Genomic DNA, 14,978 nt, shown 5'->3' with positions numbered 1-14,978 from the left:
TGGGGCGAAGCATTTGGGGGCAGTCATGGCAGATTCAAAGGTGCCGTATTCTGTCATGCCCCTGCTACGTAGAACAGCACATCCTCAAATTACCCTGCCCGCATGTGGACCGATCGATCAGAGTCCTGGCCCCATGCCGCCGCCCGGTGGCCCGAACCCCGGTGGACCGCCAGGCCCGCCCCGCGGTCCATCCGGCCGCCGCCCGCCCGCACCGCCAAAGCTGCCGAAGCGGTAGGACAACCCGACATACACGAGGCGCCCTTCCTGGCGGCGGATGCTGTATTCGCGCAGGCGGTCGGTCTCGGTGATCGATTCGGTCTTTTGCGAGTCGAAGATGTCGTTGACATTCACGACGAGGCTCATGGCCTGGCTCAGGTTGCGGCGATAGCTCAGGTCAGCGCTGCGCGTCGGCTGGCGATAGCCTTCGCCGAACAGCGTCTTGCCCTGCGCATTGAGCACCAGTTGCAGGCTGTTGGTCGGATTGATCTGGTAGCTCACGCGCGCGCGGCCGCTGAGCGAGGTGGCGCTGCGCTTGTCGTCCTGGCTGTTGCCGAGTACCGACTGTTCGGAGTAGCCCAGGTTGCCGCTCGCGTTGACCGTCAAGCTGGGCGTCACGCGGCCGCTGAACGTGAATTCGAGGCCGCCCGAATTGCTGCTGCCGGCGTTCTCACGGGTGGTCAGCAGCACCGTATCGGAGATGAAGGTGCGCCGTTCCTGGATCAGGTCCGAGTCGCGCCGTGCGTACAGACGCACATTGGTCTCGACCTTGCCCAGTTTGGTCTCCAGCCCCAGTTCGATCGAGTCGGTCTTGGTGGGCATCAGGTCGGGATTGCCGGACGAGACGTTGGTTTCGTCGCGGTAGACGACGAAGGGATTGAGGTCGCCCGCGCCCGGCCGGCGGATGCGGTGCGCGTAACTCAGGCGCAGCGCCGTGTCGTCCGACAGATCGTAGGTGAGAAATGCGCTCGGGATCGCATCGAAGTAATGGTTGTTGGCCTTCACGTTCGTGGTCACCTGGTTCAGATCGAGGTCGGTGTATTCGGTACGCAGCCCGCCCAGCAAGCCCCATTTTTCGGCCAGGCGCAGCTGGTAAGTACCATACAAAGCGACTGTCGTTTCATCGAGCTCGAAGCGGTTGGTGCGCTGGTTGCTGAGGCTCTCGGCCAGCGTCGCCTCATCGACATTGAAAAAGCGCGTGTCGAACACATTGCTGTTCTGCGCGACCTTGTAGCCCGCCTTGAACACGCCCTTCTCGCCCGGCAGTTCATAGTCGCCCGTGAAGTCGATCACGCGCGTTTCGGTCAGGTTGTTCTGGTGCGTACGCGGCGCGGTCGAATTGGCAGGGCGGACCGTGTAATCGCTGGCAAAGCGCGTGTCGGCCTCGCCCTTGTTGCCAGACAAACGCAGGTCGACCTTGAAGATTTCGCCGGGGCGTGCGCCCTTGTGATCCAGGCCGCCACTCAGGCTGTAGCTGCGGTTGTCGTTGTCTCGCACGCTCGAACGCAGGTAGTCGCCGTCAATGCTGCCGTCGGCGTTCACGCCGCGATAGCGTTCCTGCGACTGCCCGTCGCTGCCGTTGGCCGAGAAGCTGGCCTTGGCCGACAGCACGTCCTTGTCGCCCAGATTGTAGGTCAGCGAGCTGTTCATGCCCACGGCCTCGGTGTCGGTCTCGCTGGTCGAGCGCTGCGTGCTGCTGGCCACGGCGCCGGTAAGCGGATCGATCCGGTCGCGGTTTGTTTCGCCGTCGGAGCCACGCGTGTCGCGCCGGACGTACACGCCGCCCTGCACGCTCACGCGCCCCGTCGTGTAGCTGCCGAAGCTCGACGCATTGGCGCGCCCTTCCGGGCCGACGTTCGCGTTGACGGCCCCGAAGCCGCCCGGCGTGCGCTCGCGCCGCATCACCAGATTGATGATCGGGCCGCCCCCGCCTTCGTTGCCGAACTGCGCGCCGGGGTTGTTGATCACTTCCACCGAATCCAGATCGGCTGCGGGAATCGCGCCCAGCGCTGCGGCGCGGTTCTCGCCCTGCATCATCGCCGACGGCTTGCCATCGACAAGGATCTGCACATTGCTGCGCCCGCGCAGCGTCACGTTGCCGTCCGCGTCCACGGCCACCGACGGCACCTTGTTGAGCGTGTCGGCCACCGTGTCGTTGGTCGACGCGGCGTCGCTCTTGACGTCATATGCCTGGCGGTCGATCCGGTTCGACGAACGCGCGGCCGTCACGGCGACGGTGGAGGCGACGGGAACGTCGGCACCCTGCAGCGCCGGGGCGGTCGGCGTCGCGGCGCCAGTGACGGGATCCGCAGGACGTACGGCGGTTTCCTGCGCAAATGCGCAGACAGGCGCGAGCAGCGCGAACAACAGTGCGGAAGAACGGTGACGTGACATGAATACCTGGGTAACGGGACGTTTGAACGAGCGTGATTGTCGCATGCGTCGAGCCCGGAATTTGTTAAGAAATGCTAAGACGGTTCAAATGCCACAGCATCGATCGGCCAACCGATGACGCCGGGGCCAGCGCTCTGCCGTGCGCCCCCCTGCAGTAGCGTAAACTGCATTGTTTACAACAAGGAGACCTCAATGAATGCCTACGATTTCAACGCCACTGCCCTCGACGGCCAGCCGGTCGACCTGCAGCGCTACCGCGGCAAGGCGCTCCTGATCGTCAATACGGCCAGCGCCTGCGGCTTCACGCCGCAATACCAGGGGCTCGAAGCGCTGCAGCGCCGCTATGCCGACGAGGGCCTCGTGGTGCTGGGCTTTCCGTGCAACCAGTTCGGGCACCAGGAACCGGGCGATGAGGCAGCGATCGGCGCCTTCTGCGAAAAGAACTATGGCGTGACGTTCCCGATGTTCGCCAAGGTCGACGTCAACGGCGACGACGCGCATCCGCTGTTTCGCTTCCTGAAGGGCGAAGCGCCCGGCGTGCTGGGCACCGAAGCGGTCAAATGGAACTTCACCAAGTTCCTCGTCAACCGCGAAGGCGCGGTCGTTACGCGCTATGCGCCCACCACCAAGCCGGAAGACCTGGGCGGCGATATCGAGAAGGTGCTGGCGAACCGGGTCTGATTGCGCCAGCGCTCACGGCGCAATGGCGATCACTTCGTCACCCGGCTGCGGTTCGCAGCTTGCGCCGAGCGGCGTCCAGCCGCGCCGCACGACGATGCGGCGTTCGTCGTGGCAGATTTCCACGCGCTGCGTCTCGGGCGCGCGGCGCTGCACGAACGCTTCGATCGAGGCTGGCACGCTGACCTGCAGCGACAGCGCGTGCAGGTCTTCCACCGGGTGGTCGTCCACGTGCACGAGCGGCACGAACTGCCCGGCGAACATCGTGAAGTGCGATGGCACCCTGACCGGACCGGGGACGTAATCGTTGGCGCGCAACCAGGCCTGCGCTTTTTTCCGCGCGTTGCCCTCGCCTGCCGCGCCACCCCAGGCGCTGGCCATCAGCTCGGCCACCCACTGGTTGCAGTTCTGGTATTTGGTGCCGTACGCATAGGCGTTGGCACTGTATTGACCGGCCAGCAGGGCCAGCGCCAGTGCCTTGTCGCGGGCGGCGCGTTCGAGCGATGCGCTGTCGGCATCCGGCAGGAACAACAAGGCAATATGGCCCTTGCCCGGTGCGTCGGCGCCGAGCGCGAAGCCGGCGATGCCCTGGTCGAAGATGTACGGACGCGCCTCGTCGCACTCGTAGTACAGCTGGCGCACGGCCCATGGGCTGTCCGGCGTGTCGCGCAGTGCGACGCCGGCGTGTGAATACACCAGATCGAAGCGGCTCAGGTCCGTGCCGGCGCGCGCGATCAGGGCGACCTTGCCGTTCGAGCGCGCCAGCTCCTGCTTGACCACGCCGGCAAAGCGCAGCACGCGGTCCTGCTCGGCCGCGTTCAGGTCGCGCGAGCGTTCGCAGAAGGTGGGAAAGCCGGCCCAGGCACTGCCGCTCGCACACAACAGCAGCGCCAGCGCAGCCTGGCGCACGAGCATCAGATCGTGACTTTGCGCGAGCCCAGTTCGCGGTACCACTCATCCTGCAGGGCCAGGAAGAACGGCCGCTGGGTATCGGCGTAGGCAAATTCATAGCCGTAGGCGCGGTCATTGACTTGGACCACGTCGCCCGTGATCACGGTGCGCGTCGCGAGGGCGCGGTTGGGGACGTCCAGCTCGAACGAACGGGCCTGGCCGGCAGCAGTTGCGCGCAGCGTCAGCCGGGTGGTATCGGGCTTGTTCGGGGCGTGCGCGATGTTGATCACGCGGTACTGGCCGGCGGCGACCTTGTCGTTGTCGCTCGAGCTGTTGCTGGAACCGCTGACCGAATCGGAAATGCTGGCCGACGACGCCGAGCCGGCGCTGGACGCGGACGACGCGAAGCTGTCAGCCTGCGCAGGCGCATTGCAGGCCGCAGCGAACAGGGTCAGGCACAGCGTGCGGGAAAGGATAGGCAAGGTCATAAAACTCTTTCATTTGGCGAGCAGAACGCTCCTATGGTACAAGCCCTTGCCCCGGATGACCATAGGGCCATCTTATCGCGTCTGAATGCGGGCCGCGCCGTGGGTGATGCAGGCGCGGGTGACGTTATCCAGAAAGCGGATCGCCACATCCATCGACAGGCCGGGCGGCAGCAGGTTGGCCAGCCCCGGGTCGTCGTTCAGCCGGTCGACGCCATACGCCAGCCGGCGCGACACGTCGCGCGCCAGTTGGCCATCGCTGTTGTAGAGCGCGTCGTAGACACCGGCGGCCTCCCATACCGGCACGAGGCCCGGGGTGCTGCTGTCTTCGAAGACGATGGCGCGCGGACTGTCTTCGTCCTCGCGCACGAGTTGAAAGGTAAAGCTCAAGATCGTTCCTGCTGGTGTTCGTTGCTGGGGTCGGGGCGATGCTACCACGGCCCCTGTCAGTCTGCTGTACAGATCCGATCCAGCAGCTCGATCCAGTGCGTCACGGGCGTCCCGGTCCCTGCCTGCAAATGCGCGATGCACCCGATATTGGCCGACACGATGTGGTCAGCCCCCGTCGCGGCCAGGCTGGCCAGCTTGCGCTCGCGCAGCGCGAGCGAGATGGCCGGCTGCAGCACCGAATAGGTGCCGGCCGAGCCGCAGCACAGGTGGTTGTCGGCGCACAGCACCACGTCCACGCCGGCCGCCTGCAGCACGCCCTCGACCTTGCCACGGATCTGCTGGCCATGCTGCAGCGTGCACGGCGGGTGGTACGCCACGGGCGGGCCGCCCTTCCCTTTTGACAGTGCGGCGATCCGGTCCTGAAATAGGGCCAGGACTTCCGACAGGTCGCGCGTCATTGCGCTGATTTGTTCGGCCTTGGCGGCATACGCCGGATCATGTGCCAGCAGGTGGCCGTATTCTTTGACGGTGACGCCGCAGCCCGAGGCGGTCATGACGATCGCCTCGACCGCGCCGTTTTCAACGCTGGGCCACCATGCGTCGATATTGCGGCGCATGTCATCCAGCCCGCCGTCCTGGTCGTTCATGTGATAACGCAGCGCGCCGCAGCAGCCGGCCTTGGACGCCACGGTCAGCTGCACGCCCAGTGCATCGAGCACGCGCGCGGCAGCGGCATTGATGTTGGGCGCCATGCCGGGCTGCACGCAGCCATCGAGCACCAGCATCTTGCGCGGATGGATGCGTGTCGGCCAGCGGCCGGCGGCGAGCACGGACGGCAACTTGGCTTGCAGCTTCTCCGGCAACAGGGGCCGCAGCAGGCGCCCTGCCCTGAATGCGGGCGTGGCCAGGCCCGCATGCGGCAGGCAGGCCTTGAGCGTCGTGCGCGTGAGCCGCTCGCCCAGGGGCCGCGCGACGCGCTCGTCGACCAGCTTGCGGCCGATGTCGAGCAGGCGCCCGTATTTGACGCCCGACGGGCACGTGGTTTCGCAATTCAGGCACGTCAGGCAGCGGTCCAGGTGCAACTGGGTCTTGCGTGTCGGCTCGGCGCCTTCGAGCACGTTCTTGATCAGGTAGATGCGCCCGCGCGGGCCATCGAGTTCGTCGCCCAGCAACTGGTACGTCGGGCAGGTGGCGGTGCAAAAGCCGCAGTGCACGCAGGATCGCAGGATCGCCTCGGCCTCGCTGCCCTCGCGCGTACCCTTGATGAAATCGGCCAGAGTGGTTTGCATGCCTTATTTGCTTTCGTTGTACATGCGGCCCGGGTTGAAGATATGCGCCGGGTCGAACGCGTCTTTCATGCGCGCATGGATGCGCGCCAGCGCTGGCGCCAGTGGCTGGAACACGCCGGCCGACTTGTCGCCGCCGCGGAACAGCGTCGCGTGGCCGCCACAGGCCTGCGCGGTGCGCCGGATGGTCTGCGCAGTAATTGCGTCGCCATCGGCGCGCAACCAGCGCTGGGCGCCGCCCCATTCGATCATCTGCGCGCCGCCCAGCACCAGCGCGCCCGTGGTGGATGGCACCGACAGGCGCCACAGCGCACCGTCGCCGTCAAAAAACGCCGTGCGTTGTTCGCGCACGGCGTGCCAGAACGCATCGGGCTCCGGCATCACCTCGCCACCGAGGCCCCGCACGGCGGCATCGACCGCTGCCTCGGCGCCCGACAAACGCAGCGCCAGCTCGCCGTCGACCCAGGCACTGGCCGAGATCGGCAAGGGCTGGCCGCCCCACGTGTTCAGGGACCGCAGCGCATCGATCTCGTTCAGTGCAAACCGCAGCGTCGTTTCAGCAAAGGGCCGTGGCAGCACCTTGACCGAGACTTCCAGCAGCACGCCCAGCGTGCCGAGCGAACCGGCCAGCATGCGCGAGACGTCGTAGCCGGCCACGTTCTTCATGACGCGCCCGCCGAAGGCCAGTACGTCGCCGCGGCCATCGAGCAGCGTGGCGCCCAGCACGAAGTCACGCGCGGCGCCACTGGTCGCGCGGCGCGGGCCGCACAAGCCGCCCGCAATCACGCCGCCCAGCGTGGCGTGCGGGCCGAAGTGCGGTGGCTCGAACGCCAGCATCTGGTTGCGTTCGGCCAGCGCGGCTTCGATCTCGGCCAGCGGCGTGCCGCAGCGCGCCGTGATCACCAGTTCGGTCGGCTCGTAGTCGACGATGCCCGCATGGGCGCGCGTGTCGAGGATGGCGCCAGACGGCGCGCCGCCATACCAGTCCTTGGTGCCGCCGCCACGGATGCGCAGCGGCTGCCCGCTGGCGGCGGCCGCCCTGACCTGCTGCTGGAAGTGTTCAATGGTATTCATCAGAAGCGCGGCAGGTCGGGAAACGGCACCTGCCCGTGGTGCACGTGCAGCTTGCCGAATTCGGCGCAGCGGTGCGGCGTGGGGATGGCCTTGTCGGGATTGAGCAGCGCGCACGGATCGAACGCGTGCTTGACGGCGAAGAACGCGTCGAGCTCCTTGCGCCCGAACTGCACGCACATCGACCCGATCTTTTCCATACCCACGCCATGCTCGCCCGTGATGGTGCCGCCCACCTCGACGCACAGCGCCAGGATCGCCGCGCCAAAGGCTTCGGCGCGATCGAATTCGCCCGGCACGCTGGCGTCGAACAGGATCAGCGGATGCATATTGCCGTCGCCGGCGTGGAACACGTTCGAGCAGCGCAGGCCGTACGTGACTTCCATCGCCGCGATCCCGGCCAGCACGCGCGCGAGCTGCTTGCGCGGGATCGTGCCGTCCATGCAGTAGTAATCGGGCGAGATGCGCCCCGCCGCCGGAAACGCATTCTTGCGGCCCGACCAGAAGCGCCCGCGCTCCGCTTCGCTCTGCGAGACGGTAATGGCCGTGGCGCCGGCGCGCGCCAGCACCGCGCTCATGCGGCTGATTTCTTCGGCCACTTCGAGCGCGGTGCCATCGGCTTCGCACAGCAGGATGGCGGCGGCGTCCAGGTCGTAGCCGGCCTTGACGAACGGTTCGACCATGCGCACCGAGGTGCGGTCCATCATCTCGAGGCCCGCCGGGATGATGCCGGCCGCGATGACGTCGGCCACCGCGTTGCCGGCCGTGACCACGTCGGCAAATGAGGCCATGATGACCTGCGCCAGCGCCGGCTTGGGCACCAGCTTCACCGTCACTTCGACGACGATGCCGAGCATGCCTTCGGAGCCGATGAACACGGCCAGCAGATCCAGGCCCGGCGCGTCGAGCGCAGCGCCGCCCAGTTCGACGATGTCGCCCTCGATCGTGGCCACGCGCACGCGCAGCACATTGTGGATCGTCAGGCCGTATTTGAGGCAATGCACGCCGCCCGCATTTTCGGCCACGTTGCCGCCGATCGTGCAGGCGATCTGCGATGACGGGTCGGGCGCGTAATACAGGCCGTGGCTGGCGGCGGCTTCGGAAATGGCCAGGTTGCGCACGCCCGGCTGCACGACGGCGGTACGCGCCAAATGATCGACCCGTTGAATGGCGTTCATGCGCGCGGTCGAGAGCACGACGCCATCGTGGATCGGCAGCGCACCGCCCGACAGACCGGTACCGGCACCGCGCGGGACCACCGGCACGTTCAGCGCGCGGCACACGGCCAGGATCGCCAGCACCTGTTCTTCGTCGGTCGGCAGCGTCACGATCATCGGCAACTGGCGATACGCGGCCAGACCATCGCATTCGTAGGGCCGCGTGTCTTCCGGGGCGGACAGGACGCACGCCGCAGGCACGCGCGCCAGCAGCGCGGCGACAACCTGTGCGCGCCGGTCATGCAGGTCTGGATTCGGGGATGGCATGGGTCGATTGTAAGCAAATCGACAGGTTTTGTCGTATCCTCGTGCCATCGTATTTTCACCCTACTGCATAAGAGAACATCATGGGCAACCGCCTCTCAAAAATAGCAACCCGCACCGGCGACGATGGCAGCACGGGCCTCGGCGACGGCAGCCGCACCGGCAAGGACAGCGCGCGCATCCACGCGCTGGGCGAAGTCGACGAACTCAATTCCTTTGTCGGCCTGCTGCTGTGCGAAGACATGCCACCGGATTTGCGCGACGAGCTCGTGGGCATCCAGCACGACCTGTTCGACCTTGGCGGCGAGTTGTGCATTCCGGGCTACCAGATGATCAAGGAAGAACATGTACTGCGCCTCGACGCCATGCTCGAAAAATACAACGCCGACCTGCCGGTGCTGAAGGAATTCATCCTGCCGGCCGGTTCACGCGCGGCGTCCACGGCGCACCTGTGCCGCACGGTGTGCCGGCGCGCCGAACGCGCGATCGTCGCGCTGTCGAAGGCAGAAGAGATTCACGCGCACCCGCGCCAGTACGTCAATCGCCTGTCCGACCTGATGTTCGTGCTGGCGCGCGTACTGAACCGCTTCGCGGGTGGCAGTGACGTGCTGTGGAATCACGAGCGCAAGGCCAGATAAGTCATGGACGACTTCATCGGCGTCTACGACGACGCGCTCACCGCGCAGCAGTGTGAAGCGCTCATCAAGCGCTTCGACGCCAGCGACAAGGTGGTGCGCGGCCAAACGGGCAACGGCGTCGATGTCGTCAAGAAGGACAGCTACGACATCACGATCAACCAGCATCCCGAGTGGGCCGACGCCACGGGCCTCCTGGTGGACACGATGGCGCGCCACCTGGCTGCCTACGCCGAGCGCTACCGGATGCTGCTGATGGGGTCACTCTCGCCCACGCTCGAACATCCGGTGACGGGCGTGCCAACCGTGCTGTCGATGGCCAACTTCGACGAACTGGGGCGGCCCAACATCGATGAGTTGCTGCGCGTGCTGTACCGGCCCGGCACGATCAACCTGCAAAAATACCTGTGCAGCAGCGGCGGCTATCATCACTGGCATTCCGAGATCTATCCGCAGAACGCAAGCTGCGAATCGCTCCATCGGGTGCTGCTGTGGATGGTCTACCTGAACGATGTGGCCGAGGGCGGCGAGACCGAGTTTTTGTATCAGGGCCGCAAGATCGCACCCAAACAAGGGCGGCTGGTCATCGCACCGGCGGGCTTCACGCACACGCACCGGGGCAATGTGCCCGTCAGCGGTGACAAGTACATCGCCACCTCGTGGATCCTGTACCAACGCGCCGAGGCGCTGTTCGGCAGTACTGAATGATCCTTCCAGTACCACGGTGATATTTACCATTTAGCGGTTTTTCGTTATTTCCTGTCATCTTTGCCATGGGGAGCCGGGGCAAATGAATAACATTCTGTTATTTAATGTCAGATTTATCCCACATGATATTCAGATATTTACGCCTTTTGCTGGTTTGGCGATTAAGATAATGATCAGCGGCAACATTCCGTACCGCCCATTACTTCTCTGAGATCATGAGCACGCAAACCACCTTTGCCTCCACCGTCAACTCGTTCTACCTGGCTTTCTATGGTCGCCCAGCCGATCCTGCAGGCCTGGCGTTCTGGACCAAGCAACTTGCCGATAACGATGGCAACCTGTCTTCCATCACGCAGGCATTCGCCACGTCGGAAGAAGCCCAGGTCCGCTACGGCAGCGATAGCGTCAATGAACGGATCAGCGAAATCTACCAGGCGCTGTTCAACCGCGCGCCGGATTCGGTTGGCCTGGCATACTGGTCGAATGTGGTGGGACAAGGTCATGCATCGTTGGCTGACGTGGCCGTCGCCATCATGGGCGGTGCCCAGGGCATCGACAAGGCACTGACCGCGCTGCGCCAAACGGCAGTCGACGCTTTCACCGCCCAGGTGGAAGCATCGGGCAGTCAGTACAGTGGTTACGCGTCCGTCGAAGCGGCCCGCATCCTGGTGCGCGCCGTGACCGTCGACACGGCCACCGGCGACATCGACACGCTGGTCAAGGCTGCCGTATCGTTCGCCGACACCGCTACCAAGACCCCGCAAGTGGTGAACGCGATCGCCACCGGCACCACCCTGCTCGCCCTGTTCGACACGACGCGCGGCAAGGGCGACCCGGTCGCACTGGCCCAGACGCTGGCCGACACCGCCAAGGCAGCAGCCGGCAACCCGGTCACGCTCGATTCGCTGCTGCGTGGCGGTGGCATGGACCAGGTGCTCAAGGTCATGCCGGCCAATGCATCGCTGAAGGACGTTGTCGACGCTCTGGCCAAAGGTGGCCTGCCGGCAGCGATCGAAGTCGTGTATCCGCCGACGCCAGTCGTGACCGCCCCGGTGCCGACGTTCAATCTGAAACTGGCATTCGAACACGTCACCCAGGACGAACTCGACCAGACGGACGACAACGTCACCAACCAGAGCGCCGCCGACGTTACCTTCAGCTACACGGGCCGCGACCTGCGCACCGGCCAGCACTTTGAATACTCGCTCGACGGCAAGCACTGGATCGATACCAACATCGACGTCGATGCGAACACCAACACGGTGACCCTCAAGCATGTGCAGCTGGGTTACCAGTTCCCAACCCTGACCATGCTCGGCAACGACAACGCGATGTCCATCATGGCACCGCCGCCTGAACAGGTCACCACCATTGCGCTGCGCGCCGTCGATGCCAGCGGCACGACCACCACGCCCGTCACACAGACCATCGTTTTTGACGGCTACACGCTGCGGCCCCATGTCACGCTCGCCACGGACAGCCATCACGGCGAACTGGGCGGCAATAACGATCATGTGACGAACGATGGGACGCTGAATCTCGAGTATGTCGAAACCGGCGCCACGGTCGAATACCTGGTGCAGCAGCAACATGGCATCGTCAATGTCAACGACGCGTCGGCGCCCACCGAAGTCTGGACTGCCACCCCGGCCCTACACGAAGGCATGAATGTCGTCCAGGTGCGCGTCACGGACGTGGCCGGCAACCGCTCCTACGAGGAGTTCACGTTCACGCTCGATACCGAGGCGCCTGACACGCCGGCCATCGCGCTGCACAATGCGCCAAGCAATGGATCGACCACGTCCGGCGTGATCGACATCACCGGCCTGGACCAGAATACCGACACCGCCTGGGAATACAGCACCGACAAAGGCAAGACCTGGATCTACGGCGACACCAACGACGGTAGTGGCGTGGATACGCTCGAACTGAGCGACGTCGGCAGCTACAGCGTGCAGGTGCGCCAGTACGATGTGGCGGGCAATATCGGTACACGAACCGCAGCGCTCGATTTCACGATCGAGGTACCGGCACCGACACCGACACTGTATGTTTTTGCAAATGAAAGCGGGATCAACCTGAAAAGCAGCGTGGCCGGCGCGATCTTCCTGGAGGGCTCATCGACTACCACACGCGTGATGTCGACTGCAACTGACGGCAACGCAAGCGTAGGCGTCGTCACGATCGGCGCCCAGGCGCAAGTTACTTCGGGCACGTTCGCAATCGAATCGATACAAAGTGGTATCGTAAAAGATGCGATTCAACTTGTCTACACACTGGGTTCGGCTGGCAGCAACGTCCTCAAGAACGTCAGCAACGCATGGGGCTTTGAGGGCGACGACATCCTCTACGGCACCAGTGGCGACGACAAGTTATACGGCGGCGACGACAGCGACCACCTGCATGGCAACGATGGTACCGATATGCTGTCCGGCGGCGCCGGCGACGACTGGATCGCAGGTGGCGCAGGCGGCGACCAGATCCTGGTGAGTGAAGGCATGGATACCTTGGTGTACGGCAGTGCAACAGACTCCAGCTTGTCGACCGCCGGGGGCAGCCAGTCAGGGCCGTCGATCGATTTCGTGACCGTCGAGAAGCAAGCGACGGCAATCTTCGACTTCGCCACTGACGTGGCGCATCTCTACATATCGCCGATCGATCTCCCGAACTACATGTCCGTCGAAGAACTGTACCAGAAACTGACTGAAGGGTATAACGCCCAGAGCACCGCAACCAACGATGCCGTCGTCTTCAATAATGGTTCCATCAACCTGCTGGTAGTAGATAACGGCGATAACATCATTGACGCCAACGATATCGCTGTCGCGATCGTCGGTACCGGCAGTTTTTCGATGGATGGCAATGGTAACGTCTCCTTCGGCGATATCTCTTAAATCTGTTCCATCGCCCTGCCTTGCCTGATCCCGGTGAGGCAGCAAACACCAGCCCGCTCTCTCACGACAGCGGGCTGGTGTGGTACTGGGCGCCGTCATCCCGATGCGCCGCACGCAGAAACGCATCCCACGGCGGCAGCGTGCCCAAGGTCTCCAGCAAGTAGTCGATGAACACCCTGACCTTCTGCGGCAGGAACCGGTTCTCACGATACACAGCCAGCACGTGGCTGCCGAACATGCCGACCGGGTTCGATGCCGGGAGGATGTGAACGGCGCGCCCCGCGCGAATATCGTCTCCCACGACAAACGTCGGCAGCAGCGCGATGCCAGCGCCGCCCAGCATCGCTTCGCGCAGCGCCTGACTGCTGTTGATGACCAGCGCGCGTGACGGCGTGATCTGCAGTGGCGTGCCCGCATCGTCGAAACGCCAGTTCGCGCCAGGGCCGGCATCGGCAAACATCAGGCAGCGATGCGTCTGCAGCGCCGCAAGATCGGGCGGCAAGCCGCATTCAGCCACGTACGCCGGCGCGGCGGCCAGCACATAGCGCAGTGGCGCGACCGACCGCGCCACCGCGCTCGTCAAGCCGATGTCGGAACTCAGGCGCAGGGCGACGTCGATGCCCTCTTCCACCAGATCGACATGCCGGTCGGTCAGCGTCAGACTGACGCGCACGTCCGGATAACGGCGCATGAACGCCGGCAGCAGGGCTGCCAGTTGCGCATTCCCGAATGCCATCGATGTCGTCACACGCAGCGTGCCGGCCGGTCCTGCAGTCAAACCGGCAGCCACGCTCTCGATGGCGCGCGCTTCGTCGACGATGCGCAGCGCATGCCGGTGAATGTCGCGCCCCGCTTCGCTCAGGCCAATGCGGCGTGTCGAGCGATTGAGCAGCTTGACCTGCAACGCGCTTTCCAGCCGTGCCACCGCCTTGCTGACGCTGGCTTTGGTCATGCCGGTCTGGCGCGCGGCAGCCGAAAAACTGCCCGTCTCGACCACCCGGACAAAGGCCCACAGATCCGTAAAATCGCGTGGCTTCAAGTCCGGCATGGTATCCCCATTGGAAACAGTATGTTGATCGATCAGCATATTGTATCGGCAAGCAGCGAGGCGTAACGTGGCTTCTCCACCACCGGAGACCGTCATGCGCATCCTTGTTCAACCCATTCCCGTCGCACGCCCATCTGTTGCATTGACGTTGCCGTTCCTGTTCATCCTGATGTGGAGTTCCGGCTACGTCGTCGGCAAGCTGGCCCTGCCCTTCGCCGGCCCATTCACACTGCTGGTCCTGCGCTTCGGCCTGGCAGCGCTGGTGCTGCTGCTTGTGGCCCTGCTCACCCGAGCGCCGTGGCCGCGCCAGCGTGCGCACTATGCGCATCTCGTCGTCGTCGGGCTGCTGGTCCAGGCATTGCAGTTCGGGGGCCTGTACACGGGCCTCAAATTGGGCGTAAGCGCAGGCGTCTCGGCCCTGATCATTGGCGCGATGCCCTTGTGTACGGCGTTCGGAGCGGGCGTGTTCCTGCACGAACGCGTTGGCGTGCGTCAGTGGATCGGGCTGGGCGCAGGCATTGCCGGCGTGCTGCTGGTGGCGCTTGGCAAGGGCGTCGCCTGGCACATGGGCGCCGCCGGGATCGGCGCGGTGCTGCTGGCCCTGGCCGGCATCACGCTCGGCACGCTGTACCAGAAGAAGTACTGCGCCGGCCTGGACTTGCGCACCGGCGGCTGCATCCAGCTGGCCGTGGCCACGGCCGTCGCGCTGCCGCTGGCGCTCGGTCTCGAAGGCTGGCAGGTAACGTGGACGCCGACGCTGGTCCTGGCATCCGGCTGGCTGTCGGTGGTCAACTCCATCGGCGCCGTCAGCCTGTTGTTCCTGATGATGCGGCGCGGCGACGCGAGCCGGGTCGCCAGCCTGTTCTATCTGATCCCGGGAACGACGGCGCTGATGGGCTTTGCGATCCTGGGCGAGCGGCTTGGCGCCCTGTCGATCGCCGGTTTTGCCGTCACGGCCGGCGCCGTGTATCTGTGCACACGCACCGCCAAATCCTGAAAAAGCTGCACGCTGCCCTGCGA

Annotated in this window: 13 protein-coding genes and 1 pseudogene; 6 read left to right on the top strand and 8 right to left on the bottom strand. The window is 64.8% G+C overall.

Translation table 11 applies throughout. The features are described 5' to 3' along the window. Positions 1-117: 117 nt before the first annotated feature. Positions 118-2,391 carry a TonB-dependent receptor domain-containing protein gene (locus AC56LW_RS06595; protein WP_499633010.1) on the bottom strand — a complete coding sequence of 758 codons (2,274 nt, stop codon included), beginning with the start codon at positions 2,389-2,391 and terminating at the stop codon, positions 118-120. 192 nt (positions 2,392-2,583) lie between these two features. Between AC56LW_RS06595 and AC56LW_RS06590 the strand changes: the two genes are divergently transcribed. Continuing rightward, a complete protein-coding gene (locus AC56LW_RS06590) occupies positions 2,584-3,072 on the top strand; it encodes a glutathione peroxidase (RefSeq protein WP_332532636.1) in 489 nt (162 codons plus the stop codon). Between the two features lie 12 nt (positions 3,073-3,084). Here the strand turns inward: AC56LW_RS06590 and AC56LW_RS06585 are convergent, their stop codons facing one another. The 6 genes from AC56LW_RS06585 to AC56LW_RS06560 form a co-directional block, all read right to left on the bottom strand. Beyond that, positions 3,085-3,984, bottom strand: coding sequence for a DUF2145 domain-containing protein (locus tag AC56LW_RS06585; protein ID WP_499633008.1), 900 nt, complete (start codon positions 3,982-3,984; stop codon positions 3,085-3,087). Continuing rightward, on the bottom strand, positions 3,984-4,448 hold the full coding sequence (locus tag AC56LW_RS06580; protein WP_499633006.1) for a hypothetical protein: 465 nt from the start codon (positions 4,446-4,448) through the stop codon (positions 3,984-3,986). The genes AC56LW_RS06585 and AC56LW_RS06580 overlap by 1 nt, the downstream gene beginning before the upstream one ends. A gap of 72 nt (positions 4,449-4,520) precedes the next feature. After that, positions 4,521-4,835: a hypothetical protein gene (locus AC56LW_RS06575; RefSeq protein WP_332532633.1), complete on the bottom strand. Its 315-nt coding sequence runs from the start codon at positions 4,833-4,835 to the stop codon at positions 4,521-4,523. A gap of 56 nt (positions 4,836-4,891) precedes the next feature. Further along, positions 4,892-6,124 carry a glycolate oxidase subunit GlcF gene (gene glcF, locus AC56LW_RS06570; protein WP_499633004.1) on the bottom strand — a complete coding sequence of 411 codons (1,233 nt, stop codon included), beginning with the start codon at positions 6,122-6,124 and terminating at the stop codon, positions 4,892-4,894. Between the two features lie 3 nt (positions 6,125-6,127). Next, positions 6,128-7,195: a glycolate oxidase subunit GlcE gene (glcE, locus tag AC56LW_RS06565; RefSeq protein ID WP_499633002.1), complete on the bottom strand. Its 1,068-nt coding sequence runs from the start codon at positions 7,193-7,195 to the stop codon at positions 6,128-6,130. Next, positions 7,195-8,676, bottom strand: a complete 1,482-nt coding sequence (locus AC56LW_RS06560; protein WP_499633000.1) for an FAD-linked oxidase C-terminal domain-containing protein — start codon at positions 8,674-8,676, stop codon at positions 7,195-7,197. Before AC56LW_RS06560 ends, glcE begins: the two co-directional genes overlap by 1 nt. A gap of 80 nt (positions 8,677-8,756) precedes the next feature. Here AC56LW_RS06560 and AC56LW_RS06555 point away from each other — a divergent pair, with 80 nt between their 5' ends. From AC56LW_RS06555 to AC56LW_RS06540, 4 genes and pseudogenes are all read left to right on the top strand, one after another. Then, complete coding sequence (locus AC56LW_RS06555) at positions 8,757-9,311, top strand: cob(I)yrinic acid a,c-diamide adenosyltransferase (RefSeq protein WP_499632998.1); 555 nt, start codon at positions 8,757-8,759, stop codon at positions 9,309-9,311. A 3-nt stretch (positions 9,312-9,314) separates the two neighbouring features. Beyond that, positions 9,315-10,016 carry a 2OG-Fe(II) oxygenase gene (locus tag AC56LW_RS06550; RefSeq protein WP_499632996.1) on the top strand — a complete coding sequence of 234 codons (702 nt, stop codon included), beginning with the start codon at positions 9,315-9,317 and terminating at the stop codon, positions 10,014-10,016. A 194-nt stretch (positions 10,017-10,210) separates the two neighbouring features. Then, positions 10,211-10,543: pseudogene (locus AC56LW_RS06545) on the top strand (DUF4214 domain-containing protein); the annotation flags it as partial. Positions 10,544-10,549: 6 nt separating this feature from the next. Continuing rightward, on the top strand, positions 10,550-12,910 hold the full coding sequence (locus AC56LW_RS06540) for an Ig-like domain-containing protein (protein WP_499633667.1): 2,361 nt from the start codon (positions 10,550-10,552) through the stop codon (positions 12,908-12,910). A 61-nt stretch (positions 12,911-12,971) separates the two neighbouring features. Here AC56LW_RS06540 and AC56LW_RS06535 read toward each other — a convergent pair whose 3' ends face one another. Beyond that, the gene (locus AC56LW_RS06535) at positions 12,972-13,958 is read right to left on the bottom strand and encodes a LysR family transcriptional regulator (RefSeq protein ID WP_499632994.1); all 987 of its coding nucleotides are present in this window, start codon (positions 13,956-13,958) and stop codon (positions 12,972-12,974) included. A gap of 94 nt (positions 13,959-14,052) precedes the next feature. On the opposite strand from AC56LW_RS06535, the gene AC56LW_RS06530 reads away from it, so the two are divergent. Further along, positions 14,053-14,955: a DMT family transporter gene (locus AC56LW_RS06530; RefSeq protein ID WP_499632993.1), complete on the top strand. Its 903-nt coding sequence runs from the start codon at positions 14,053-14,055 to the stop codon at positions 14,953-14,955. Positions 14,956-14,978 lie beyond the last annotated feature (23 nt).

Source organism: Telluria sp. LT2P80, from assembly GCF_059685955.1.
Note: the sequence above shows the minus strand (reverse complement) of the source record. Positions and strands in the feature narration are given on the sequence as shown.